Raw genomic sequence first — 23,738 nt, forward strand, 5'->3', positions numbered from 1 at the left:
TGTCGTCGCGAACGCGCTCAGACCGCGCCAGCCTGCTGGCCCTGTAGGCCGTGAAGTCGATTATTTTCGCCGATGTTTCTGTCACTTGATTTCCACGTGCTCTAGAGGGCCACTCGAATTCTCTGACCAGGGCCGTACCGGCACAACTCAGTCCATTCCTAAGCCGCTCGAAGCCAACGAAGCCATTTCTGATCGGCCTCCCGCCGCGCCTTGAAGCGGTTGACGCATCTCTTCGAGCAAAGAGCCGTTCGCCAGCAGTAATGGCGGATCAGCCCAAACTTTCCGCCGCATATCGCGCAGCAAGTGGCTGAATGGTCGAGGGAATTACGGAAGCCAATGTGCATTCTCGCCTCCTGTCAGACATTTACCTGGGAAGCCCCGCTGCCCTCTGACCACAGCACCACGCGCGCACCGAAGGTGCGGCCCGCCCGGCGGTCCGTCTTCCTGGTTGTTGCAGCCATCAAGAGCCTTGACTCTGATGTGCGGCTGCCTCGCGAAGCAGTACTTTCCGCAGATAGCCTCGCCGAGAATTTGGTCAAGATAATTGATTTCTCTATCGTGATTTACGCAATTCGCTCGACATTTCGGTCAAATGCTGCGCCTTGCATGACTAGCCCGCAGAATTACTGCGGCAGTTGGATCGGGAGCGCTTAAGTTGGGGGCTGCATCCTCGTTGCACTATCAAAAGCAGCAATACGGGCACTTTCCCTTCCAAGATCCTGTCACTGCAGACGATCGCACAGTCTCGTGCATCTCACATCAGCAAGTCAGCAGCGTCGCGGATGGCAGTATAGATTTCATCAAGATCGGCCGCCGTAACGCAGTAAGGCGGCATCACGTAGATCGTGTTACCGAGTGGGCGTAACAGCAGATCCCGCGCTTGGAAGAAAGCCAAAAGCCTCGGACCGATGTCCGCCAGATAGCCGGCATCGCGCGTGTTGAGTTCAACCGCTGTGACTGTTCCTGTGCGCCGCACGTTTGCGAACCGTGAATCGAGGCGGAACGGCGCGAGTGCCTGTTCTTGCATCCTCGCCAAGGATGCCAGCCGCCAGCGATACTCCTGATCCTGCCATAGGTCCAGATTAGCCTTGGCGGCGGCACAGGCCACTGGATTGGCCGTATATGAGCTCGAATGAAAAAACGTACGCGTGCGATCTTCAGAATAATGCGCATCGAAAATATCGGCACGACACAGTGTGACGGCGAGCGGCAGCGCCCCAGCCGTGAGGCCTTTCGAATAGCAAGCAATATCGGGCGTGACATCGGCCTGCTCACACGCAAACAAGGTACCCGTCCGGCCCCAGCCTGTCATGACCTCGTCCGCAATGAACAGGACGTCAAAGGCTTCGCAAATCCGCTTCATCTCTCTTAGCACCGAGGGCGAATACATCAGCATTCCACCGGCACCCAATATCAGGGGCTCCACGATAAAGGCTGCGGGATGTTCGTTTCGACACGCGTTTTCAAGCGCATCGAGAGCTCTTTGCTCACAATCTCTTGCCGGGAACGGAATCGAGGTCACCTCGAACATCAGCGCCCCGTAGGCCGCATTGAAGATGCCTCGGCTACCTACCGACATCGCCCCGATCGTGTCGCCATGGTACGAGTGCTGCATCACCACAATTTTGGTTCGCTCTCTTCCGGTATTGCGCCAGTAGCCGAGCGCCATTTTCAGCGCGACTTCGACGCTGGTGGACCCGCTATCGGAGAAGAACACATGTTCGAGCGCTGCGGAGGTGACCTTCAATAGTTCCGTCGCAACCTGCTCAGCCGGGTCGTGAGTGTATCCGGCGAAGATGACCTGGTTGAGCTTGCCTGCCTGTTCTCGGATCGCGTTCACGATGCATGGATGGCAATGGCCGTGGGTCACGACCCACCAGGAGGAGATTGCATCGATAAGGCGTCGGCCATCTTCGGTGTAGAGATAGGCCCCTTCTCCCCGGACCACCTTCGTCATGTCCCGCTGTAGAGCATGCTGCGTGAACGGATGCCAGATCGGCGACCTCTTAGCTGTCTTCATAGGTTCAGGAAATCGCTGCTAACAAAGGAGTCTTTGAAAGCGGCCTGCAGCCTATCGTTTGTGAGGGGAACAAGCCACGGGAGCCGTCCCAACCAACGCACTCTCCCGATCTCGCAAACCGCGCTTTCAGTTTCGGCGTTTCTTTCGCCAATGAACGCAATCCCAAGGATTCGAATCTGACGCTTCCGCAGAGCCTCTATGGAGAGCAGGGAGTGATTGATTGTGCCCAGTCCCGTCCTTGCGCAAAGCACGACGGGAAGCTGCCAGCGCTCGAAGATGTCGATGTAAAGCGTGCGCGCTGTCAGCGGCACCATGAGTCCGCCGGCGCCTTCGATCACGAGTCGCCGCTCGCCGCTGTCCGGCAGTCCAAGCGTCTCTGTATCTATGCGAACGCCGTCGATCTCCGCTGAGTGATGGGGCGACGCGGGCGTCCGAAGTCGATAGAGCTCCGGGACAATCCGATCGGACGAGAGGCCACCGAGGCGGCGGATGCACTCGGAGTCGATCTCTTGTTCGAGTCCAGCCTGGACCGGCTTCCAGTAATTCGCGCCGAGAAGCCCGGCGAGCCCTGCGGAGAATACCGTTTTGCCGACGCCGGTGTCCGTACCAGTCACGACGATCCGTTTATTCATCGAAACGAGCCCCTCGTCACCTCAACCAGCGCATCGAGCATCGCGCGCACGTCCGCTTCGCCAACATTGAGTGTCAACGAAATTCGCAAGCGGGCGGTGCCTGCAGGGACGGTTGGCGGCCGAATTCCGCGGATATCGAAGCCGCGCGCCTGCAGAGCAGAGGCAAGTCGCATTGCATGAGCATTGTCACCTACGATGTAGGGCACGATCTGAGAGGTCGATGGTGTGCGCAAACCAAGCGAGGTGATCTGCCGATGCGCGAACGCAACGAGTTTGGCCAGCCGTTGCTGCCGCTCCGGCTCTTTCTGCAGGGTGAGGAGTGCCTCTCGAACGGCAACGGCCATCAATGGTGATGGGGCGGTGGCAAAAATAAACGGACGGCAGCGGTTGACCATGAAATCGCGCAAGATGCCGGAGGCCGTAACAAGTGCACCCGCCGCACCGAGCGCTTTGCCGCAGGTATGAACGACGATGAGATTTTCGCGCTTGTCATAAGGGGCCGTGAGCCCTCGTCCTTGATGCCCGTAAGCGCCTGTGGCATGTGCCTCGTCCACGATCAGAAACGCGTCTTGGCGATCGGCGATTGCCACTAGCTCTTCGAGTGGAGCGAAGTCGCCATCCATACTGTAGAGACTTTCGGCCACAATCCACACGCGGCCCGCTCCACCTTTGTTTCGCCAGGCGCGAATTGCGTCTTCGACTGACTGGGGATCATTGTGCGCGTGAATTCGACACTCTGCGCGACCGGCCCGCGCCCCCTCGTGAATACTGGCGTGCACGAGCGAATCGAGAACGAGCAGATCGCCGCGCTGCGGGAGCGTTGTCAGGAGGGCAAAATTTGCGATGTAGCCGCCTCCAAAGAAAAGCGCTGCCTCCGCGCCAAAGAAACTGAGCCGCTTCTGTTTCGAGCCGTTCATGCTCCTCGCAATTGCCGCGCAGAAGCCGCGACCCGCCGGCTCCAACCGGAGTGCCCGCCTCGAGCGCGGCGACCATCGCCTTTTTGATGCGCGAGGCGTTCCCGAGCGCCAGATAGTCGTTCGATGCGAAATCGATCCCCACGCGCGGCTTGAGGCAGCGCAGCCGTTCATCTTCATTCAAGGCATTCAACGCTGCGACGTAGGGACTAAGTCTAGCTATTTGGATCGACCGCATTCATCACTCCGAGGATCGCATCAAATCGCGCAAAAATGCGTTGGCCGTTTAAGAAGGAAGGATGGCCCGTTAGGTTCAACTTGCCAGGATGCGATTGTCTCGGTCCACACGCACAATGCGCGGCTTGAACATCTTTGCTTCGGCCTCGTCGAATGAGGCATATTCAACGATAATGATCTTGTCTCCGGGCATCACCAGTCGGGCGGCCGCACTGTTCAGGCTTATCGTGCCAGACATCGGCGGCGCCTCGATCACGTAGGTGGCAAAGCGCGTCCCCGTTTCGACATTGTAGATTTCGGCGCGCTCGTTGATCACCATTCCTGCTGCCTCCAGGAGCGTACGATCTATCGAGATCGAGCCTTCATAGTGCAGATCGGCTTCGGTCAATGAGGCGCGATGGATCTCGCCCTTCATCAAAGTTATCTGCATTTCTCACCTAGGCTGGATGTAGGGGCAACATATTGCGCGCACTGCTTCCGTCAGGCGAGCCCGGACGTGATGCCGAGCCGGGCCAGCAAATCCGCGTCGCGATCAACTTTCGGGTTTTTGGTGGTCAAGAGCACGTCGCCGACAAAGATTGAATTTGCGCCGGCCAAGAAGCAAAGCGCCTGCAATTCATCGGTCATGTATTGCCGCCCGGCGGACAAGCGAACCACACTCCTCGGCATCATGACCCGCGCGGTCGCCAGCAGCCGGACCAGCGCGATCGGATCGGGAGGCTCCGCGGTGTCTTCCACCGGTACGCCCTCAATCTTGTTCCACAGGTTGATCGGCACGCTTTCGGGATAGTTGGGAAGATTGGCGAGCAACACGAGCATACCTAGGCGGTCCTCGACGCGCTCGCCCATGCCGATAATCCCGCCGCAGCAGATCTTGATGCCGGCATCGCGCACATGCGCCAGCGTATCGATGCGGTCCTGGAGGCTGCGGGTGGTGATGATCTTGCTGTAAAACTCGGGCGATGTGTCGACGTTGTGATTGTAGAAGTCAAGGCCGGCCTCGGCGAGGCGCGCGGCATGCTTCGGTGTCAGCGTGCCGAGCGTGACACACGTTTCCATGCCGAGACCTTTGACCGCGTTGACCATGTCGCAGACGGTATCAAGATCGCGATCTTTTGGCGTGCGCCAGGCCGCGGCCATGCAGAAGCGCGTAGCGCCGGCATCCTTCGCGCGCTGTGCGGTCGCAACCACATCGGCGCAACGCATCAGACGGGTCGCTTTCAGGCCGGTCGCGTAATGCGCGCTTTGCGAGCAGTAGCCGCAGTCCTCCGGACAGCCGCCGGTCTTGATGCTGAGCAGGCTCGCAGTTTCGACGTGGTTTGGATCGAAGTTCTTGCGATGAGCGCGCTGCGCCTGAAGCATCAGGTCGGCAAAAGGAAGGTCGTAGAGCGCCTTAGCCTCTTCGACGTTCCAATGATTACGAACCTGCGCCCCGTTGCTAGCTTTCTTTCGTTGGACTTGCACAGCAGCATCCATAACCCAATCTCGCTCAGTTGTAGATAATCGCGTGAATTATCTATAGTCATCGCCCTCGAAGAGATGCTAATCGAGCTGCCTCGCAAATGCACCGATTATTGCGGTAGATAATCTATGATCACTGCTGACAACATGACGATGGTCGCGCGCATCGCGGACTCAATCGCTGAGCGCATTATCAGCGGCGCCTTAGCGCCAGGCGCACCACTCCGTCAGGATCACGTTGCACGAGAATTCAATTCCAGCCACGTCCCCGTGCGCGAGGCCTTTCGGCACCTGCAGGCACAACATCTTGTTGTCGCTGTGCCGCGTCGCGGTGTTCGGGTTGCCCCGCTCGATACCCGTTCAGTGAAGGAGATCGCCGAAATGCGCGCCGCGCTCGAGGTGGTGGCATTGCGCCATTCGGGGCCAAGACTGACAACAGCTCATTTGGCTCAAATCGAGCTCGCCCTAATCGAAGGAGACAATGCAAAGACGATCGAGGAGTTTGAGATGGCCAACCGCGCCTTTCACCAAGCCTTGGTCGCGCCGTGCGGAATGCCGCGTCTGCTCGCGAGCCTCGATGGATTGCAGCTTGCCAATTCTCGATTGGTGTTCGCGATGGCGCGATCGGTGGGCTGGCGACCGCGCTCCAATCAAGATCACCGCCTGATTCTGCAAGCCCTGCGAACGCGCAACGTCGATCACGCCTGTAACCTGCTCACGCGGCACATTCAAACCATTGAGCGACTTGCCCTTCCGGCGTCCTGAGCAAATCTGGCAAGCTCCATTGCAGATCGCCGACGGTTGCAAGCGACGATCATGCGGCAAGCGACTAGCCTCATTGCAACCGAATCTATTCCCAGATAGTTATGGCACCCGCTAGCGACATCTCCACGGACGGCCATGATTCGTCACATCGTTTTCTTCAGCGCCAAGGACGAGGCGCATATCCACCAGATCATCGAAGGTCTTTCGCTTCTCAGCACGATACCGCATGCGCGCCGGCTTGAGGTTGCCCGTAACCGCAAGACCGATCAGCTCGGCAACGATATCGACATCGTGGTCTATGGTGAGTTCGACAGCGAGACAGAGCTCGCAGCGTACAAAGCGCACGATCTCTACCAGGAATCGATTAAACGGGTCCGACCGCTCCGCGAGCTGCGGTTCGCGGCCGACTACGATGTATCAACAGATACCCCTTTCGCCTCCACGGCAGGATGATCCTGGTGCTGTCGCAGCAAAAAGTCCGCCGCCGGCGTAACTTGGCAATGGGCCTCATGTTTCGGCCCAGCACAGATAAGAGTCATTCTCATCGGTGGGGCAACAGATGGAACGGCACTTTCACGACGTCAGCCGCCTGTGACCGATAACCCGATGTACGTTCGCGAGTTGCAGTGGGTTGAACCTGTCACAGCGATGCGACGTCTTGGGCATCGATCGCATCTCACGTTTCTCGATAGCGCAGCAAGGCACGAGCTGCTTGGGCGCTACTCATATCTAACGTGCGACCCCTTCAGCACCTACAGGGTCGCGAACGGCCAAGCCAGTTGGAACGGACTGACTCTCGAGGCCGATCCATGGAAGGTCCTTCGCACGCTACTCGCGAAGTACCCGCAAGAGCATCGTCCCGATCTCCCGCCATTCCAGGGAGGAGCGGCAGGCTACCTTGCCTACGACATGAACAGGACATTGGAGCGATTGTCTGCCCCGCCAATTGCCGGTCTGGGTTTGCCCCAATCCATCCTGCATTTCTATGACGTGGTCATCAGCTTCGACCACCGGGATAACAAATGCTGGATCGTCTCGACCGGATGGCCGGAGCAGGATCGCGTGCGACGGAGCGAACGAGCGCTTCGTCGAGCCGACGAGTTTGCAGCATTGCTTGCCGGTCCAAACGCGCCACAGAAGGGTTGTCCCAGCAAAGCGGGCGCGTGGCGCTCGAACTTCAGCCGCGACGGCTACATTGCGGCGGTACAACGCGTGATCGACTTGATTCTCGCGGGTGACGTGTTCCAGACAAATATTGCGCAGCGTTTCAGCACCCGCCTGTCGACCTCGTTTGATCCGCTCGCCTTCTATTGCCAGCTACGATCATTGAATCCGGCGCCTTTTGCGGCCCTGCTGCGATGGGGAAAGCTGACCATCGCATCAAGTTCGCCGGAACGATTCCTGAAACTTGAGGGGCGACAAGTCGAGACACGCCCCATCAAGGGCACGATAGCGCGTTCGCCTGATCCCAAGGAAGACCACCGCCGTGCGGCTGCTCTCCTCGCTTCCGAAAAGGATCAGGCCGAGAACACGATGATTGTCGACCTTTTGCGTAACGATCTGTCACGCGTTTGCACTGCGCATTCGGTCGGGGTTCCGGCCCTATGCAATCTCGAGTCCTATGCCTCGGTGCACCATCTCGTGTCGATCGTTACGGGGAAACTTGCCGGAGACGAAGACGCCGTTAGCCTGCTCCGCGCTTGCTTTCCCGGCGGCTCCATTACGGGAGCGCCAAAGCCGCGGTCGATGGAAATTATTACAGAAATCGAGCGCATAGCGCGAGAGGTCTATTGTGGGGCGATCGGCTTCATCGGCTTCAACGGGCACATGGACACCAGTATTGCGATCCGCACTGTCACGATCGACGGCGACCTGGCTGTGTTTCATGCGGGCAGCGGTATAACGGCCCTGTCGAAGCCCGAGGCCGAATACGAGGAAACGCTCACCAAGGCAGAGCGAATCTTTGATGCATTTGGTACTGAACCAGCTGGTGCATTTTGATTGTCATCGTCGATAATTACGATTCCTTCGTGTTCAATATTGCCCGCTATTTCCACAAGCTCAGTGAAGCAACGGAAGTGATCCGAAACGACGCTATCAGCATCAGCGAGCTCGTTGGTCTCAACCCGCGCGCGGTGGTCATATCGCCCGGCCCCTGCACCCCAACTGAGGCAGGAATATCGACAGCAGTGGTTCGCGAACTTTCAGGACGCGTACCAATTCTCGGCATCTGCCTTGGACATCAGTGTATTGCAAGCGTTTTCGGAGGACGGGTGGCGCGTGCGCGTCGGCCCATGCACGGTCGGCGCTCATACGTTGCGCATGACGGCCGAGGGTTATTCAAGGGACTGCCAACCCCGCTTGACGTCGGACGCTACCATTCTCTTATCGTCGCGCTTGATCAGTCATGTGCGCAGAACCTCGTAGTGACAGCGCGTTCGGAGGAAGGCGAGATCATGGCCCTCACGCACGGCTATTATCCCACCTATGGGGTCCAGTTCCATCCCGAGTCGATACTTACCTCACAGGGGCACGTCCTGCTTAAGAACTTCTTGCGACTCGCACAGGATTTCCGAAACCGCGCGGAGCAATGAGAGGCTCGGCCTGCCAATCAAGATGGTGGACCGTCGGTTTTCGACGTGGTTGGAAGGCGAAGCCTCATATGGCAGGCATTTTGTGGTAATCCGCGCTGTTCCGTGCTTGGCTCTGCAGTCAGCGGCCCGCCTCCGACGGAAACCAGCCCCTGCGGTTTCGAGGACCGGACGTCTCTCTTGGCCGGCTTGGATGTGGTGCGCGCGGGGGGCAAAGAAGCAGCAGGAGCAGGAGAAGCAACAGGCGCCGGATTCTGCAGCCCCTCGATTCTTTGGGTCAGGGTTGCGATCTGATCCGAGATCCGCCTTAGCTCGGCTTGCTGCGCATCGACGTTGCGATTGAGCTCGGCAATTTCATCGGCTGTCTTCTGCTGCCCTGATTGGATCCATAAAAGGACGTCCCTATGCTCAGGTGACAAGCAAAGCGCGCGAGGCACGACTTCGTGCGCCGGCGGCGCCTCGCAAACGTTTCGATATTCGTCAAAAAATAGGCTCCTCCGGCGCCCGGTTCGCCGCGCTTGTTAGAATCTCTTGTATTTTCTCGGCAACATTTGTTCTTTCTGGAAAGGGAATCAAGTCCTTCACTCATTCACTAAACACATTACTTTGGTCCGCTATTTGACTACGCGTTCTTGTCATTTCGCGATAAACCTTCCTTCTCTTTTTGTATCTTTCAACAATATTGCTCTGCTCCGCCGTCTTTAGCCCTCACTGAAGTACGCGCGGTAGTCTCGATGCGCGGCGAATTCGCATGGTCCTGAGCGCAGAAGGGACAGATCTCAGTCTCTTCGCCCTCGATGCGATGCATACCATCGCCCACCCAGCGTTCGTCTGCCTCGCCGATCGCAGAGAAATGTCGTTGCACTTGTGCAACGGCGAGAGCTTCCAGGTCCGGAAGATTTCGGCCCAAGAGAGTGTTGATTTCGACGACATCGAAATGTCGGCAGGCCCATCTCGTGAAAGTCGTGGTGACGTCGCAAAGCATCAGACGATTGCGCGGCAGAGAGCGCGCGCTGCCTCCGCAACCGCATCGGCAATATTTGGTGATTTCCTTGAGGGCACAGAAGTCGTCGACGCTCAGCCTGCCTCGCGCTGGTGCCGGAATGGCGCCCTCGCGAGCGCGGAGCTCACGATTAATGTTCCTCATGTCCCAAGCTGGCCTACATCCAGTCCTTCCGACGCACTACAAATCACAAAATTTACTTGCTGACCCAACCAGTCGCCTTGACCGGCAAAATGTAACGATAGCGGTACGACGACCCCACCTCGTTTAGGTGGACGGGATGAGCGAGACTCGCGCGTGGATTTGACAACGCGAGGGACGCTCGTTCCATGCATCAAGACAGACATCAAGACGGGCATGATGCCGCCTCCTATCAGCGGATCGAGGTGATCACAGGGGAGAGGCGACGGCGCAGTTGGAGCGATGCGGAGAAGGCGCGGATCGTGGCCGAGAGTGCCGATCCGGAGACGAGCATTTCCGAGGTGGCTCGACGCAACGGGGTGAACCGGGGACTGCTCAGTGTGTGGCGGCGCCAGGCGCGGCTCGCGTCGAGCGAAGCGCCGCAGTTCGTGCAAGTCAGGCTCCAGGCCGCCGTCGAGGCGCAGCCGAACGCGATCGATAAGGCGCATGTTCTGACGGATCCGGCCGAGCGGATCGAGGTGATGATCGCGGGCGCGACGGTGCGCGTGCCCGTCGGCGTCGACGCCGCGACGCTGGAGCGCGTGCTGGCGGCGGTGAGATCGACGCGATGATCTCTTTCGGTCCAATGGTCCGTGTGTTCGTCGCGACGCAGCCGATTGACTTTCGTAAAGGCGTTCATGGCCTTGTCGCGCTGGTAGCGGAGGGATTAGGCGGCAAGCCCTACAGCGGTGACGTTTATGTCTTCCGATCGAAGCGATCGGATCGTTTGAAGCTACTGGTTTTTGACGGCTCGGGAATGGTTCTAGCGACGAAGTGGCTGGAGAATGGGGGCTTTGCCTGGCCACCTGTTCGCGAGGGTACGATGCCGGTGACGGGGGCGCAACTGGCGATGCTGATTGAAGGTCTTGCGGAGTGGTCGCGTGTGGTCCCGAAGGTGACGAAGCGGCCGACGAAGGTTGCCTGAAGCGTCTTGTTTTGCTGGCGATTGCGAGTGCGTTCGTGTAGCTCTGCGATATGGCGCTTCGCCCCGAAGATCTCCCCTCTGACCCTGCGGCTCTTGCCGAGATGGTGCTGGCTTTCGAAGGCGAGAACGATGATCTGCGCGCAGAGATCGCCACGTTGAAGAGCCTGATCTTCGGCGCACGATCGGAGCGCGCGGCGATCGTCTGCGCCGAACAGATCGCGTTTGATCTGGAACGGACCGCCGGCTCACAGCTCCCGGCCAATGACGACAAACCGGACGCGCCGCGGCCGGAGCGGCGCAAAGCGAAGCGCAACATCGGCGCGCTGCCGGCGCATCTGCCTCGGGTCGAGCGGGTGATCGAGCCGGCGTCCACGCTGTGCCCGTGCTGCACGGGTCAGATGCATCGGATCGGCGAGGAGAGCAGCGAAGCGCTCGATCGGGTTCCCGCGTGGCTGCGCGTGCTCCGCACGATCCGTCCAAAATACGCCTGCCGCTCCTGTGAGGGCCCGATTGTCCAGGCCCCGGCACCGGCGCGGCTCGTCGAGGGCGGCATGGCAACGACGGCGCTGATCGCGCATATCGCCGCGGCCAAATATGCCTGGCAATCGACGCTCTATCGCCAGACGCAGATCCTGGCGGGTCAGGGTGTCGTCGTCGACCGTCAGACGCTGGCGCGCTGGATGGGGAGCGCGGCGTGGCTGGTCAGGGGCCTCTACGATCTGCAACTGAAGACTATGCACGGCTTCGAGCGGCTGTTCTGCGACGAGACGCCGATGCCAGTGCTCGATCCGGGACGCGGCCGCACGAGGATCTGCCAGTTCTGGGCGCACGCGACGGACGATCGGGCGTGGAAGGGGCCGGCGCCGCCGGCGGTCGCCTACGTGTTCGCAGGTGGTCGCGGCAAAAAGGAGATCGTGGCGCAGTTAGCCGGCTTCGAAGGCGTGCTGCAAGTCGACGGCTATGCCGCCTACGCCTCGCTGGCGGGCGATGCGATGATGTCGGGCCAGATCCAGCTGGCGTATTGTCTCGTTCACGCGCGCCGCAACTTCGTGAGGGTGCACAAGACGACGAACTCACCCTTCGCCGCGGAGGTCATCGAGCGCATTGCGGCCGTCTACGCGATCGAGGAGAGGATCCGCGGTCTCGATGCTGGGGAACGCCGCGCGACGCGACAGGCCGAGACGAAGCCGCTGATGGAGGCGTTGAGGGCCCGTCTGATCGCGGTGAAGGACGGGATCTCCCGCCGCTCGACGCTCATCAAGGCGATCGACTACATGCTCGAACGCTGGCAGGGCCTGACGACGTTCCTGGATGACGGGCGGCTCGAGCCGGACACCAACACGGTCGAACGATCGATCAGGCCAATTGCGATCGGAAAAAAGAACTCGTTGTTCAGTGGTGACGAAGGCGGGGGCGAGACCTGGGCGATACTCGCTTCGCTTCTTAACACAGCGAAATTGAATGGCCTCGACCCCGAGGCGTATCTCGTCGACGTTCTCGATCGCATGGTGAGCGGCGCCACGAAGACCAACCAGCTTCACGAACTTCTGGCCTGGAACTGGAAGGCCGCACGCGAAGCCGAAAAGCGGGCCGTGGCATGACGAAGCCGAAGCAAGGGCGGGGAACGCGAAAAGCACGCAAGACGACGATGGCGGACTATGCCATGTCGTTCGAACGGCTCGGGCAATGGATCAGCAAGCGCGCCAGGTCGCCGACGCTTCGGCATCCGCGGGCGACGTCGCTCTCCATGCTCGATGGCGCGGTGGCCGCGGTCGTCGCCGGGCCGGTCTCGATGGCGTCCGAGGAATGGGTGTGCCCGCTCCTCGGCGTAGATCCCGACGCCTTCAATCACGACACCGAGGAGTTCTCGGCAATCGCCGCCACGCTGATGCGCCACAACGCTATCAGCGAGACGCTGTCGACGAGACCGGAGAGCTTCGAGCCGCTGTTCGTGCGATCACCGGACGGCGAAGTCGACCCGCAGCCCTGGTGCATGGGCTTCTACGCCGTCATGAAGCTTCGGCTTCTCGTCTGGTCGCGGCTTCTCCCCCCGAATGGAACCGAACACCTTATGCTGCGGCCGATCTTGGTCCATTGCATCGACGACGCCGGTCGACCCTTGCTACCCCCGGCCCGGCGCACGCTGGGAACGCAGCCCATCATCCAAAACGCCTGGCGCAACATTCCAGCAACCGTCGAGGCCCTCCGGCAGTTCTGGATGCCTATACGCTTCAAGCGCGGTGCGTAGGCCGTCCGCACCAAGTCCGTGGCTCCGTGGGCCTCTCGTACCGTTTACAATGTAACAACGACTGGTGTTGCGCTGCTCTCCGTTCAGGAGCCGTGATGGCGGCCATCGGCTCGACACTCTTGCGATCGCAAGGCATCATCAGACCGGCGGAGTAATCGCGAAGCGGTTTGGCTCGGCCTCCGTCCCCGATCACGCTCGTAAAACCCTCAACATACGCCGAAAACCTCGACGCGACGTCCCCCATTTTACCCGACCCATCTCAGCCTCTCCGCACGCCGAATAGATGAGTCTTCTCAAAAATAGGAATCTTCTCGGTAAAAGCCGCGACACTCTGATTAAGTAAGACTACGCAGTAGTGAGCAGGCAGTGGAAGCCGCGCAATGTCGAGGGGCGGCGCTCGGCCGAATGCCTCAGGCGCGCCGTGAACTTTGTCATCGACCGGGTCTTTGCCATTGGCAACTAGGCCCAAGAGCAGCTTGGCCTCCTTGCGAGCAAGCTCTGGTGTCCAAGGGCACCGTGAGGACCGATGGTGACGAAGCGGTGGCAACCGAACGCTGGGTACTTGAGAACGTATGTCGCTTTGTCGCGTTGACGTTTACGGCGGGAAACGGCACGCCTTGATCATCCGTATGGAGCGATCCCGGATACGGTTGATGACGAAGTCTAAAGCCATGTCTAAAGCCTGGACGTATACGCGTCGTACGATGCTGTTGGGCAGTAGCTTCTTGGGTAGCGCGTTTTTCGGGGGCGTTACGCTGCCTACACCCAATCGGCCGCAGCGCAAGGTTGCCATGGTGTTGAAGGCGGTCGACTCTCCCTTCGTCGTTGGGTGCACACAAGACGGCATTACCTCCTTGCGTTATCGTAACGATGCGTATGACACGGATTATGTTCTGCCTGGAGCCGTGCTGGGGACGGCTCACGCTAGAGTTCGGCGTGCCGGATCCGAGTGGCATACGCTTCGAACCGGCGTTGATGCAACGAAGCCGATGCATAGCGCGGCCCTTGAACTAGCAGCCCGCGATGCCGGCGTCCTTCTCACGACCCGCCTCGCAGTCGACGAGGCTGGATTGACGTGGGAGATCATGCTGCGGAACGACGGCATGGCGAGCGTGGAGGTTGGCGACCTCTATTTTCCCATGCCGATGAACACCGAATTTCCGGCAGGGCAACCGGCATCGGTGGCTGTTTTGAAGCACAGCTTCGTCTCGGGGCATGGATCGCACATCTTCTGGATTCGCGGCAACAGCACCGGCCCCTTCCTCATGCTCTTACCGGAAGCGGACACGTCACTGGAATATTGGGATGTCCACAAGGATTCGGCCGAAGCCAGTGGGACGTGGTGCGCCTACATCTTGGGCGGAGCGGCCGCCGGCGAGGCAGTGGCGGCGGGGACTCGCTGGCGACAGCCGACGCATTCCCTGTCCCTGTCGCCGGCCGAGCAACGGCGTTACCGTCTCCGCTTCCAATGGGTTGCCAATTACGAGGCGGCGCGCAGGGCTATCGCGGACGCCGGTCTGGTGGACGTGGAAGTGATGCCGGGCATGACGGTTCCCAATGACCTGCATGTCGACATCGCGCTCGCGTCCTCCATTCCGGTGGAGCGAATCGAAGCGGAATTTACCGGCGACACGGTGGTGCAACGGTTGCCGGATCGGGCTGGCAGGCGCCTGTGGCGGGTTCGCTTTTCGCGATTGGGCGAGAACCGGCTGACCCTGCACCAGCCGGGTGCGCGCCAGACATTTCTTGAATTCTCCGCTACCGAGCCCGTCGAGACGATGATGAAGAAGCGCGCAACCTTCATCGTGAAGCGGCAGCATCGTGACCCGTCCAAATGGTACGACGGTTTGTTTGGCGAGTGGAATATGGAGACGCAGGTCCTGCTTGGCCCGGACAATTACGACCGGATCAAGGGTTGGCGCATCTACGAGGTGACGTGTGATGATCCCGGGCTGAGCAAGCCCGCTTACCTCGCGACCAAGAATGCCGAGCATCCTGATGTGGCGGAAGTGGCGGCGCTGGATCGGTATATAGACACGTTCGTCTGGGGCGGGCTGCAACGTACCACACAGGAGGCATACGCCTACGGCCTCTACGGCATACCCGATTGGAAGCAGAACAGGGAAAGCAGCGATCCCGGCCCGAAGGGTCGCCTGCATATCTGGCGGCCTTATGACTATCCGCACATCTTCGCGATGTATTTGGCCATGCACCGCATCGCGCGTGACCATCCCGCGATACCCACCCGCCAGAGCGCACGAGATTATTTGGTACGCGCCTACGGTACGGCGCTGGCCATGTTCACGGTGCCGATGCGCGTGGTGATGTGGTCTGCCTACCGCACCGGCTTCTACAACGAATGTGTGATCCCCGAACTGGTTTCGGCGCTCACGACGGCGGGCTTGACACGCGGGGCGGCGACGTTGGAGGCGCACTGGGCGCGTAAGGTGCGCGCCTTCGTCGATCCGAAGGCGGACCTGTTCAAGTCTGAATATCCGTTCGATTCCACAGCCTTCGAATCAACGCAGGCACTGGCGCGCTCGGCCCTTGACGACCCTGTCGCCATGGGGGTTTCGAAGGCGGCGGCGCGTGCCTTCTCGGAGCGTCAGATCGCTGCAAATCTGTTCTGCCGTGGCTGGCTGGAACCTGCTTATTACTATCTGGGCAGCGATTATCGCCACACTGCGGGCGACGCCTATACGCTGACTTACATGGCGCAGATGGGTGGCTGGGCGCTGCTTGATCATGCGCTGAACGATGCAGACGACCCGCATCCGCTCCTTCGTCTCGGCTATGCCTCACAACTCAGCGCGTGGGCTTTGCTGAACAGCGGCCCTGCGTCGGCGGGTCATGGCTATTGGTATCCGGGCGAGGAGAATGACGGCGCGGCCGGTGGCGGCTTCGAGCCGGCGCCGAGCGGCACCACATGGCTCGGTCAGCCGCATCACCGTGGAACGTGGTATTACTCGTGCGAGATCGACCTGGGATTTTGTGGGGCGGTCCGCGCTGCTGCGACGATCGTTGCCGACGATCCCATCTTTGGGCAGGTTTGTCACGGTGGCATCATGGAGACGTTCGCTCACACCCTGCGTATCTGGCCACGTGATGGCGTGCGGCGACGGCTCAACGTGCGGCTCCAGTCTCTTCGATTGGACTTGGTGCTGCTCGACGCGCGATTCCGGGCGGATCGACCGATCATTCTGAATTTGGGGGCGGGGTGGATCAGCCTTACGCCTGAGCCCTTTGCCCCATCTGGATCGGGAGTGTCGTTCGAATTGCGGTACGATGACGGGAGAAAGCGCAAGGAAGTCATCGACATCACGGACAGCCAGCTCGTCGTCCGCTTGCCTGCGGCGCGCTTACCGCGGGTTCAGGTTCGCTAGACTCTAGTGTTGCCGATTATGGGGTGCGATCGGCACTTATGGCCTGCTGTTCCACGCGGCTTCCGAGCCGATGACGATCATCCCGGCAAATCCCGAGCATCTCGGCGCACGTATCCGCATCACCGCCGTGCTGCATACCTCGGGTTCAGCGCCCGTGGACGCTTTTCTCGCCGGAGGAGGCGCCGGATCTCCACGACCTGACCGGCGCTGCGTTAGCCCAACTATACGCGCTCTACGAGACGACGGCCGCGCAAGGCGATCTCCGCGTCAGCAAACAGGTCCGCGCGGTTCACCTGGAATCACAGAACTTAAACTGAAAGTCGCTGACGAAGGATACCTCGCCAATATCGGTCCCGGTCGGCTTACGCGTTCGCGTGCCGCTTCTGGCGTTCTTAAACGATCGAAATTTACTGCTGCGCCCGCTTGGGGAATACGATCTACGTCGTGCCCCCGTCTTGCGTCACAGCGGCAGACCTCGACGAAATCTACACCGCAATAAATGATACAGCCGATGAGCTGGTATAGAGGGGCCGCAATCTATCCCCGAAAACACGCCAGTGCCGATACTCTGTGGAGTGACGCAGAACGTGTAATCGCCGGAGAGACCTGTGAGAGCCTCGATCCCAACCCGCAGGAGCAAGGATATCGTCTGAAGACTAGAGCGGCGTCAAATGAAGAGTGCTCTCGATGAGAGCGCTCGGGAGCACAGATCGATCTCAAATATCTTCGAAGCGACGAGCCCGTTCCGCACTGTCTTTCCACCTGTTGAGGCAGCAAGGCTTCCGGTAGCCAAAGTGAGACCGGCGCATCGTGCGCTTCGGCCCATGACACCGCGCTAGCCAAGTATTGGTGGGGCAGTGGCCGCGCGGCTGTCGGTATTGAGACAAATGTCAGCAGCTTGACGACACACGCCGCGACGAAGTGCCCGCAAAGCCTGCGAATTCACTTCGGCACGCGACTTGCTCTCTTTGCGGCATCATCACCAATCGCAGCGCGATGGTCTTCGGGACGGACTCGGCGCGTGTCGCTGTTAGCGTCTGCTCCGCCCCGACGGTTTGCTGCGGCCATAGCTTATGGACGCTCGGTTATGGACCGAGAAACTGCAGGGGACGTGTTGAATGCGACCTGGAGTTCTTCTTTTGGGAGCCACGACAATTGCGCTCGTCGCAAATGGTGCGGCGAATGCGGCAGACCTTGAGCCGGAAGTGAAACTGCCCGCGGCGGTGTGGAACTGGTCCGGAGGCTATATTGGTGGACACGTCGGCGGCGGGTACGGCCGAACCTCCTTCAGCAATCCCTACGGTCCGTCAATCTATGGCGGCATAGTCGATACGCCGACGTTCCTCGCAGGTGGCCAGATCGGCTACAATTGGCAGAAGAACGGCTGGGTGTTTGGCGTCGAACTCGATGTCAGCGGTGCTGTCTCAGACGGCACAAATACCTGCCTCGCGTCGTCCGGCTTTGTCGTGAGTGCAAACTGCAAGGCAGGTCCGAACATCTTTGCCACCGCGACCGGTCGTGTCGGTTACACGTTTGGCGCGTCGGGTGGCACGCTGGCCTATCTCAAGGGAGGTGCAGCTTGGCAAAACAATCAGGGCGACGTCATCAATAACCATGAAGGCGGACTCGTGCCACAGGAGAAAACCCATTTCGACTACGGTCGCATCGGTGGCATCATCGGGCTGGGCGTCGAGCAGGCGCTTACGCCCGCATGGTCGGTCGCAGCTGAGTATGACTATCTGAATTTCGGTGGCCCGAGTGTCGCGACACCTCCGACGGTGCAGGGTCCGCCGTTCGCAATTGTTCCGGCGAACACAACGAGCCCGTCCAGCAACTATCACATCGGAAAGATTGGATTGAATTACCATTTTGGCGCCGACCCGTGGACGGCGCAATGGTCCTATGTGCCGCAGTACGCGAAGGCTCCAGTCGGCGCGCCGCCGATTGCTTATTCGGATGGTTGGTCGTTCGAAGGCGGATCGCGGCTCTGGCTCAGCCGCGGACGATTCCAATGGGACCACAGTGTAGCGCCCTACTTGCCTCTAGACCCCAGCGTCCTTGTATCGAGGCTCACCTATCATGGCCTTGACGGACTTTCGGGAGAGCTATTTGGCCGTGTCGACAGCCCATCGGGAGTGTTCCTGAAGGGCAACATTGGCCTCGGGCGCTTCGATAAAGGAAACATAAACAATGAAGATTGGCTCGCCGATCGGGAACTCTCCTATATCAACAACGCATCACGGCAACGAAACGGACGGTTCACCTATTTTACCGCAGACTTAGGTTACGATTTCCTGCGCGGCGCCAACTACAAGGTCGGCGGATTTATCGGCTGGACCTACTACGAACAGAGTTCCGACTCCATCGGTTGCACGCAGATTGCCCACCCCCGCTACACTTGTCCGGCGAACCCAGACACTATCATCGGCAGCCAGAATACTCAGTGGAATGCACCTCGTGTCGGCCTAAGCGCCGAAACCATGCTCTCTGAGCGCTGGCGCTTAAACACCGATGTCGCCTACCTGTCCTGGACCGATTTCAAAGGGCGTGACCACCATCTCTTGCGCGACGAGACCACCTTCGATGAACAGCGGGGCAACGGTGGCGGCGGCGTCCAGGTTGAAGGCGTGCTGTCCTACTTCTTCACCAAGAACTTCAGCGTCGGCGTCGGCGGGCGCTACTGGTCCATGTGGACCAAAAAGCGGGGCGACTCTTTGTGCAGCAGCAGCGGCTGCGTCGGTGATCCGGCCATATTCGCGAAGTACAGCATGGAGCGCTGGGGTACGTTCTTTCAGGCCTCCTATAAGTTTGATTGAAAAGATCACACCTCAAACCAAGCGCCGGGCGTCTTCAACGCTACGAGTAACGCACATTTTCTCTGCATGAACTCCAACATTAGCGGCACAGACCCCCGCAGTAGCCCTGCCGGCACCGGCCAGAAGAATGATCTCCAGAACTGTCGAAGAGCCCAAGCTAAATGATCTCAAAGTATCTCCGACGTTCAAAGTCGGTGACCCGATGTTGAACGGCTTGCCACTCCCAATGGCGCGAGCAAGAAAACGCTCCAACAAACCTTTCTCCAAAGACATCACTGGCCGCTGCAGACTCTGCAAACCGAGATGTTGCCTCTGATAGGCTTTGAGGCAGTCTCGCGGACGGACGACACATTTCCACGCTTGCATCACCGACGATCGAAGCCGGTAGTGCCGGACCTGTCTCGACGCCCAATATTCCCGAACCAATCGCACATGCTAGCGCGAGATATGGGTTCGCGTCTGCGCCAGGCAGCCTATACTCCAGGCGATGGGCAGATGGCTCTCCCGGAATGGCGCGAACCGCGCAGGAGCGGTTGTCGTCTCCCCAGCTTGGACAGATTGGTGCCCAGGAGCCAGGTACCAATCTCTTGTAGCTGTTGAAGTTTGGCGCAGCGAGCACACAGAACTCATTCATGTATTCTAGTTGTCCGGCGATAAATTGCCTCATAAGATCGGAGACGTTGCCGAACGCATCACCGTCGTAAAACGCATTTTGACTATCCGAGGACATGGAGATGTGAATATGGCCGGACTGGCCAGGCCATTTCTCGGAAACCTTGGCCATGAATGTAGCCATCATGCCTCGCGTTTGCGCCCAGGCTTTTATCATCGACTTGAATATGGTTGCTCGATCGGCGGCTTCCAGCGCATCACAATGACGAAGTGACGCTTCGACCACGCCAGGTCCCGTTTCAAAGTGTAGTCCGCTGAGAGGTACTCTAGCCTTCTCACAAAGCGCCAAGATCTCACCGAACAGCTCATGTTGCGCGATAGAGCGCGCAATCGAGTAGCCGAACGGGCCGCGAGTTAAAGGAGCCCATTCACCGAACGGCTTTTCTTCAATCGTGTCTGCGTTCTCCTTAAATAGTATAAACTCAAACTCAAACCCGGCAGTGCAGTCGTATCCGTGGTCAGCAGCCCTTCGTAGGACCTTACGCAGAACGCCGCGCGGGCAGATGTTCTCATGCGCGCCCGTGAACTCCGCGAGGTAGAGATATTGAGAGCCGAGATGAGACACCGAACGGCCGGTGCCTGATAGAATCCGCAGGTCAGCATCTCCGAACGCTGATAGCGGCTTTTGCGTGAAACTCGCCGGAATGACCCGGTCCGTACAATCCCACGCCAGCACCGCTTCAGAGAACTTGATAACTTTATCTCCATCCGAGAGATCTTCACCTAGGGTCTGTACCTAAATAGCGCCACGTGATTCTCTTGCCTACGTGTTGATTCGGGGGCGAGAGAATGCGCGCTGGTTTGTTTTGGCTGAACGACAGGCAATGGGCGCGTATCGAACCGCATCTGCCGAGGGGACTGACGGGGCCGGATCGGGACGACGACCGACGCATCGTCAGCGGCATCATTCACATGCTGCAATCGGGTGCACGATGGCGTGATTGTCCACGTGAATACGGCCCTTACACGACGATCTACAATCGCTTCAATCGCTGGGCCAAGCGAGGACGATGGTGCGCAATCTTCGAAGCGCTGGCCAAGCCTGGCGAAGACGGCGTCGTACTGTCGCTCGACTCGACCTCGATTAAAGCTCACCGGTGTGCCTCCGGCGGAAAAGGGGGGAGCACAATCAAGCAATCGGCCGCTCGCGCGGAGGCCGCACGACAAAAATCCATGCGCTGAGCGATCCGCTCTGCCGGCCGGTCGTCCTGCATCTGACTCCAGGCCAGGATGCCGATATCGCTGCGGCTCCCGATGTCCTGGCGCTCGCGCCACCCATGAGCGTGCTCCTCGCCGACAAAGGGTATGATGGCGACAAGCTTCGCGGCGCAATCATTCGTCGCGGCGCCAAGCCCGTAATCCCCAATAAATCTAACCGTGTCGTCATCCATCGCTTCAACAAACGCGCCTACAAAGGACGAAATGTCATCGAACGCTGCTTTTGCAGGCTCAAGGACTTCCGGCGCATCGCCACGCGATATGACAAGCTCGCCCGTAATTTTTTGGCCGCTGTTCATCTCGCCGCTCTCGTCGCATATTGGCTCAATTGAGTCTGGACCCTAAGACGTGTTTGCCTCGCAGAACGCCATCGAAGTCGCTGACGCCGACCATCGCCGCGCGGGCTGGATTCGCTCCGGTGAACCTGGGATCAGTTGGCATTAGTCGCGATCCTGCATCACTAAATCGAACACCTGGTCCATCCGCATTGCTCGCAACTTGCGATAGTCATTCTCAAGCGTAGTCAAGTCGCTATTCACGAGATAAACGATGCCCGGTGTCGACGCCAAGTCGATCGTGGGAACAAGCTCTTGACCAATCGGAACGAATGCAATGGCGTCTGCGAAGCTCGGCAGCTTGCGGATTGCTTCGAGTCCCGGGTAACCGGCGACGACACCGCCCATATCTGAGATCAACGAGACGCAAAGTGCGTGAGCCTGCCGCTTGTAGGGCCCGCGCAGCCTCATATATTCACCAAAGCCCTTGGGATCTGCGTAGCACCAGGCCGTCAGGGTCATATGGTTGTGCCCCAACGCCATCGTTCGTGCTTTTGCCGACATGGTCCCTTGAAGCCTCGCTCCGAAGTCAACCAGAACTGGTCCCCGATGATCGACGATGATCTCAGCATGAGCCGGTCCCTCGGCGATCTGAAGCGCCTGCAACGCTCGTTCCAGGTAGTCGGACAGCTCCTGAACGATTGGTTCGCTGCCGTCCAACAATCTCTCGAGTGAACAGACCGATGATGCTCGCTCGATAGGAACGGTGTCATACGTCCAGGCCTCCGTAACGAAGGCATTCCCGTGGATCGAGATGGCGTTTACGGTGTATTGTTGACCGTTTATTTTTTCCTGCCCGAGGGCAAAACGATTCAACGCTCCGACACGGTTGGTCTTCCCGACAATCGCGCTTAGTGCCCGCTGAATGTCAGCATCTGTCGTGCAAAAGAATACATCCTCGGTTCCCGTACTGTTCAGAGGTTTGATCACGATCTCGTCGAAGTTCGCTTCGCGCTTCCAGCTTGCGATTTCTACAGCATTGTCAGACACGACTTGTCTGATCGATCGCACACCGGCATAGGTCAGCGCGCAAGACAATCGCGCTTTGTCACGCCGAGCAGCCGATAGAGCGGTGCCGTTTGAAGGTAAGCCCAGCCGCTCCGACAACGAATCGGCGAGTTCGACTCCAGACTCGCAGCCGGCGATAACGAACTCAAATTCTCTGCCATGGAGGGCCTGAAGATGATATTCAACGATGTCGTCATACCCCATGCGCTCGCTGGGGCGAATGACTTCATCATACAGGTTAGCATCAAAGTGCGCTTGGAATATGGGTGGAATCTGTGCGGCCGACATCACATGCACGGTTCCAATGCCATAGCGCTTGAACTGTTCCGGTAGATATCGGCCGGTAGAGTATGCGTCTACGATTACACAATTCCGTTCTTTCATGCGGATCTCCGATACTGCAAGTAGATGTTGCTGACGGCGACAGCCGTAATGAGAATGTTTCCAAGGAACGTATGTGACGAAGGCACGATGCGAGAATCGAAGTACTGGAACAGGAAGGTGACGATAGGGGCGGTGGACAGGACCATGTTGACGGTGAAGGGCTCGACGTAACGAATGCCCTGCTGGATCAAGAGCAAAGGAACAATCATCGTCGAAACGCCAACTGCTGCGATCGCAAACCAATGCTGCGAGATCTCAGGCACGATGGATGAATAGTCCACCAGTCCCAGCAGCAAGATAATCGTTCCATAGAACCGATGCGCCAGCACTTGCCGGCCGGAAAACCCACGGTCGAAAAGCAGTTTGACAAGTACATTTGTGAGGGCGAGCGATAGGCCGGCCACGATGGCCAAGACTATTCCAAAGGACGATCGAGCCCCCCACTCCACGCCTGCGTTGCCGCTGGCCGAGATCCAAATCATGTAACTCGCGATCATCGCGATCGAAGCGCTGACGACGATGTCGGATGCTGGCGGAACTCCCTGGCGCCTGATCACGGCGTTTAGCCACACAGTTGCGGTGGGCCCCAACGCCACCATGAACGCGACGACGATCGCAGGTTCAACGTATTTCAAGCCGATAAATAGGCCGATCCAGCTGATTGCTGTCACGACGTTGAGTACGGCGAAGACCAAAAGGGACCGATTCCCCACTCCTGCCTTGCTTGTGTCGTGGCGCGCCAAGAGATTGAACGTCAGACAAACCACGGTAAATGACAGCAGGAGCGCGACGAACGCATCTGCTCGCTGAAAATACGCTGCGGCATAAACCTCGCCTGCCGCACTCACGAGGACATAGAGGGCCACAAAGAGCACTCCCAGCGCGAACCTATTCGTCAATCGTCTACCCTTCCCGTGCCCGCGCGACGGGGCGCGGCCCTCGCAGG

The 23,738-nt window shown here is 59.1% G+C and carries 19 protein-coding genes and 3 pseudogenes; 13 read left to right on the plus strand and 9 right to left on the minus strand.

The features are described 5' to 3' along the window. Positions 1-754: 754 nt before the first annotated feature. The 5 genes and pseudogenes from ACVJ19_RS43020 to bioB form a co-directional block, all read right to left on the minus strand. Positions 755-2,020, minus strand: a complete 1,266-nt coding sequence (locus tag ACVJ19_RS43020; protein WP_018646903.1) for an adenosylmethionine--8-amino-7-oxononanoate transaminase — start codon at positions 2,018-2,020, stop codon at positions 755-757. Continuing rightward, positions 2,017-2,652 carry a dethiobiotin synthase gene (bioD, locus tag ACVJ19_RS43025; RefSeq protein ID WP_011084893.1) on the minus strand — a complete coding sequence of 212 codons (636 nt, stop codon included), beginning with the start codon at positions 2,650-2,652 and terminating at the stop codon, positions 2,017-2,019. Before bioD ends, ACVJ19_RS43020 begins: the two co-directional genes overlap by 4 nt. Then, positions 2,649-3,804 (minus strand): annotated as a pseudogene (locus ACVJ19_RS43030) (8-amino-7-oxononanoate synthase). Before ACVJ19_RS43030 ends, bioD begins: the two are co-directional and overlap by 4 nt. Before the next feature lie 75 nt (positions 3,805-3,879). Further along, entirely contained in the window at positions 3,880-4,233 is a 354-nt protein-coding gene (gene panD / locus ACVJ19_RS43035) for an aspartate 1-decarboxylase (protein WP_018646905.1), read from the minus strand. A gap of 50 nt (positions 4,234-4,283) precedes the next feature. Next, a complete protein-coding gene (gene bioB / locus ACVJ19_RS43040; protein WP_453947762.1) occupies positions 4,284-5,279 on the minus strand; it encodes a biotin synthase BioB in 996 nt (331 codons plus the stop codon). A 114-nt stretch (positions 5,280-5,393) separates the two neighbouring features. Here bioB and ACVJ19_RS43045 point away from each other — a divergent pair, with 114 nt between their 5' ends. The 9 genes from ACVJ19_RS43045 to ACVJ19_RS43085 all read left to right on the plus strand — a co-directional run bounded on the left by ACVJ19_RS43045 (position 5,394) and on the right by ACVJ19_RS43085 (position 12,976). Then, the gene (locus ACVJ19_RS43045; RefSeq protein ID WP_011084889.1) at positions 5,394-6,029 is read left to right on the plus strand and encodes a GntR family transcriptional regulator; all 636 of its coding nucleotides are present in this window, start codon (positions 5,394-5,396) and stop codon (positions 6,027-6,029) included. Positions 6,030-6,164: 135 nt separating this feature from the next. Then, positions 6,165-6,482, plus strand: a complete 318-nt coding sequence (locus ACVJ19_RS43050; protein ID WP_011084888.1) for a Dabb family protein — start codon at positions 6,165-6,167, stop codon at positions 6,480-6,482. 153 nt (positions 6,483-6,635) lie between these two features. Beyond that, positions 6,636-8,030 (plus strand): aminodeoxychorismate synthase component I, encoded by a 1,395-nt coding sequence (pabB, locus tag ACVJ19_RS43055; RefSeq protein WP_028144144.1) that lies wholly within the window; start codon positions 6,636-6,638, stop codon positions 8,028-8,030. Continuing rightward, on the plus strand, positions 8,027-8,623 hold the full coding sequence (locus tag ACVJ19_RS43060; protein ID WP_014497769.1) for an anthranilate synthase component II: 597 nt from the start codon (positions 8,027-8,029) through the stop codon (positions 8,621-8,623). The genes pabB and ACVJ19_RS43060 overlap by 4 nt, the downstream gene beginning before the upstream one ends. Positions 8,624-9,371: 748 nt before the next feature. Next, positions 9,372-9,830: a hypothetical protein gene (locus ACVJ19_RS43065; RefSeq protein WP_456739517.1), complete on the plus strand. Its 459-nt coding sequence runs from the start codon at positions 9,372-9,374 to the stop codon at positions 9,828-9,830. 122 nt (positions 9,831-9,952) lie between these two features. Beyond that, a complete protein-coding gene (tnpA, locus tag ACVJ19_RS43070; protein ID WP_424578819.1) occupies positions 9,953-10,375 on the plus strand; it encodes an IS66-like element accessory protein TnpA in 423 nt (140 codons plus the stop codon). Further along, a complete protein-coding gene (gene tnpB, locus ACVJ19_RS43075; RefSeq protein ID WP_018273742.1) occupies positions 10,372-10,728 on the plus strand; it encodes an IS66 family insertion sequence element accessory protein TnpB in 357 nt (118 codons plus the stop codon). Before tnpA ends, tnpB begins: the two co-directional genes overlap by 4 nt. 50 nt (positions 10,729-10,778) lie before the next feature. Next, a complete protein-coding gene (gene tnpC / locus ACVJ19_RS43080; RefSeq protein ID WP_035681142.1) occupies positions 10,779-12,329 on the plus strand; it encodes an IS66 family transposase in 1,551 nt (516 codons plus the stop codon). Beyond that, positions 12,326-12,976, plus strand: coding sequence for a UPF0149 family protein (locus tag ACVJ19_RS43085; RefSeq protein WP_063712394.1), 651 nt, complete (start codon positions 12,326-12,328; stop codon positions 12,974-12,976). The genes tnpC and ACVJ19_RS43085 overlap by 4 nt, the downstream gene beginning before the upstream one ends. Before the next feature lie 49 nt (positions 12,977-13,025). On the opposite strand, the pseudogene ACVJ19_RS43090 reads toward ACVJ19_RS43085, so the two are convergent. Further along, positions 13,026-13,220, minus strand: a pseudogene (locus ACVJ19_RS43090) (IS701 family transposase); the annotation flags it as partial. Positions 13,221-13,680: 460 nt separating this feature from the next. On the opposite strand from ACVJ19_RS43090, the gene ACVJ19_RS43095 reads away from it, so the two are divergent. The 3 genes and pseudogenes from ACVJ19_RS43095 to ACVJ19_RS43105 all read left to right on the plus strand — a co-directional run bounded on the left by ACVJ19_RS43095 (position 13,681) and on the right by ACVJ19_RS43105 (position 19,175). After that, a complete protein-coding gene (locus ACVJ19_RS43095; RefSeq protein WP_453955051.1) occupies positions 13,681-16,359 on the plus strand; it encodes a DUF5695 domain-containing protein in 2,679 nt (892 codons plus the stop codon). A 37-nt stretch (positions 16,360-16,396) separates the two neighbouring features. Further along, positions 16,397-16,540, plus strand: a pseudogene (locus ACVJ19_RS43100) (IS91 family transposase); the annotation flags it as partial. A 958-nt stretch (positions 16,541-17,498) separates the two neighbouring features. Then, on the plus strand, positions 17,499-19,175 hold the full coding sequence (locus tag ACVJ19_RS43105; RefSeq protein ID WP_049813249.1) for an outer membrane beta-barrel protein: 1,677 nt from the start codon (positions 17,499-17,501) through the stop codon (positions 19,173-19,175). A 157-nt stretch (positions 19,176-19,332) separates the two neighbouring features. On the opposite strand, the gene ACVJ19_RS43110 is transcribed toward ACVJ19_RS43105, so the two are convergent. Next, positions 19,333-20,523, minus strand: a complete 1,191-nt coding sequence (locus ACVJ19_RS43110; protein WP_453947764.1) for a glutamine synthetase — start codon at positions 20,521-20,523, stop codon at positions 19,333-19,335. A gap of 113 nt (positions 20,524-20,636) precedes the next feature. On the opposite strand from ACVJ19_RS43110, the gene ACVJ19_RS43115 reads away from it, so the two are divergent. Further along, positions 20,637-21,397 (plus strand): IS5-like element ISBj2 family transposase gene (locus tag ACVJ19_RS43115; RefSeq protein ID WP_110115815.1). Its coding sequence is split into 2 segments (ribosomal slippage): positions 20,637-20,976 and positions 20,976-21,397, totalling 762 coding nucleotides; the frame shifts between segments, so codons are not numbered across the junction. A gap of 108 nt (positions 21,398-21,505) precedes the next feature. On the opposite strand, the gene ACVJ19_RS43120 is transcribed toward ACVJ19_RS43115, so the two are convergent. Then, positions 21,506-22,792, minus strand: a complete 1,287-nt coding sequence (locus ACVJ19_RS43120) for an ATP-grasp domain-containing protein (RefSeq protein ID WP_011084878.1) — start codon at positions 22,790-22,792, stop codon at positions 21,506-21,508. Beyond that, positions 22,789-23,658, minus strand: coding sequence for an EamA family transporter (locus ACVJ19_RS43125; RefSeq protein WP_453947766.1), 870 nt, complete (start codon positions 23,656-23,658; stop codon positions 22,789-22,791). Before ACVJ19_RS43125 ends, ACVJ19_RS43120 begins: the two co-directional genes overlap by 4 nt. Between the last annotated feature and the right edge of the window lie 80 nt (positions 23,659-23,738).

Source organism: Bradyrhizobium sp. USDA 376 (assembly GCF_054063675.1).

What these genes read in the sequence shown, in the direction of transcription:
- ACVJ19_RS43095 (WP_453955051.1), top strand. Translation starts at nt 13,681, where the DNA reads ATGCTGTTGGGCAGTAGCTTCTTGGGTAGCGCGTTTTTCGGGGGCGTT.
- bioD (WP_011084893.1), bottom strand. Translation starts at nt 2,652, where the DNA reads ATGAATAAACGGATCGTCGTGACTGGTACGGACACCGGCGTCGGCAAA.
- bioB (WP_453947762.1), bottom strand. Translation starts at nt 5,279, where the DNA reads ATGGATGCTGCTGTGCAAGTCCAACGAAAGAAAGCTAGCAACGGGGCG.
- panD (WP_018646905.1), bottom strand. Translation starts at nt 4,233, where the DNA reads ATGCAGATAACTTTGATGAAGGGCGAGATCCATCGCGCCTCATTGACC.
- ACVJ19_RS43020 (WP_018646903.1), bottom strand. Translation starts at nt 2,020, where the DNA reads ATGAAGACAGCTAAGAGGTCGCCGATCTGGCATCCGTTCACGCAGCAT.
- tnpC (WP_035681142.1), top strand. Translation starts at nt 10,779, where the DNA reads ATGGCGCTTCGCCCCGAAGATCTCCCCTCTGACCCTGCGGCTCTTGCC.
- tnpA (WP_424578819.1), top strand. Translation starts at nt 9,953, where the DNA reads ATGCATCAAGACAGACATCAAGACGGGCATGATGCCGCCTCCTATCAG.
- pabB (WP_028144144.1), top strand. Translation starts at nt 6,636, where the DNA reads ATGTACGTTCGCGAGTTGCAGTGGGTTGAACCTGTCACAGCGATGCGA.
- ACVJ19_RS43045 (WP_011084889.1), top strand. Translation starts at nt 5,394, where the DNA reads ATGATCACTGCTGACAACATGACGATGGTCGCGCGCATCGCGGACTCA.
- ACVJ19_RS43120 (WP_011084878.1), bottom strand. Translation starts at nt 22,792, where the DNA reads ATGAAAGAACGGAATTGTGTAATCGTAGACGCATACTCTACCGGCCGA.
- ACVJ19_RS43065 (WP_456739517.1), top strand. Translation starts at nt 9,372, where the DNA reads ATGGTCCTGAGCGCAGAAGGGACAGATCTCAGTCTCTTCGCCCTCGAT.
- tnpB (WP_018273742.1), top strand. Translation starts at nt 10,372, where the DNA reads ATGATCTCTTTCGGTCCAATGGTCCGTGTGTTCGTCGCGACGCAGCCG.
- ACVJ19_RS43050 (WP_011084888.1), top strand. Translation starts at nt 6,165, where the DNA reads ATGATTCGTCACATCGTTTTCTTCAGCGCCAAGGACGAGGCGCATATC.
- ACVJ19_RS43085 (WP_063712394.1), top strand. Translation starts at nt 12,326, where the DNA reads ATGACGAAGCCGAAGCAAGGGCGGGGAACGCGAAAAGCACGCAAGACG.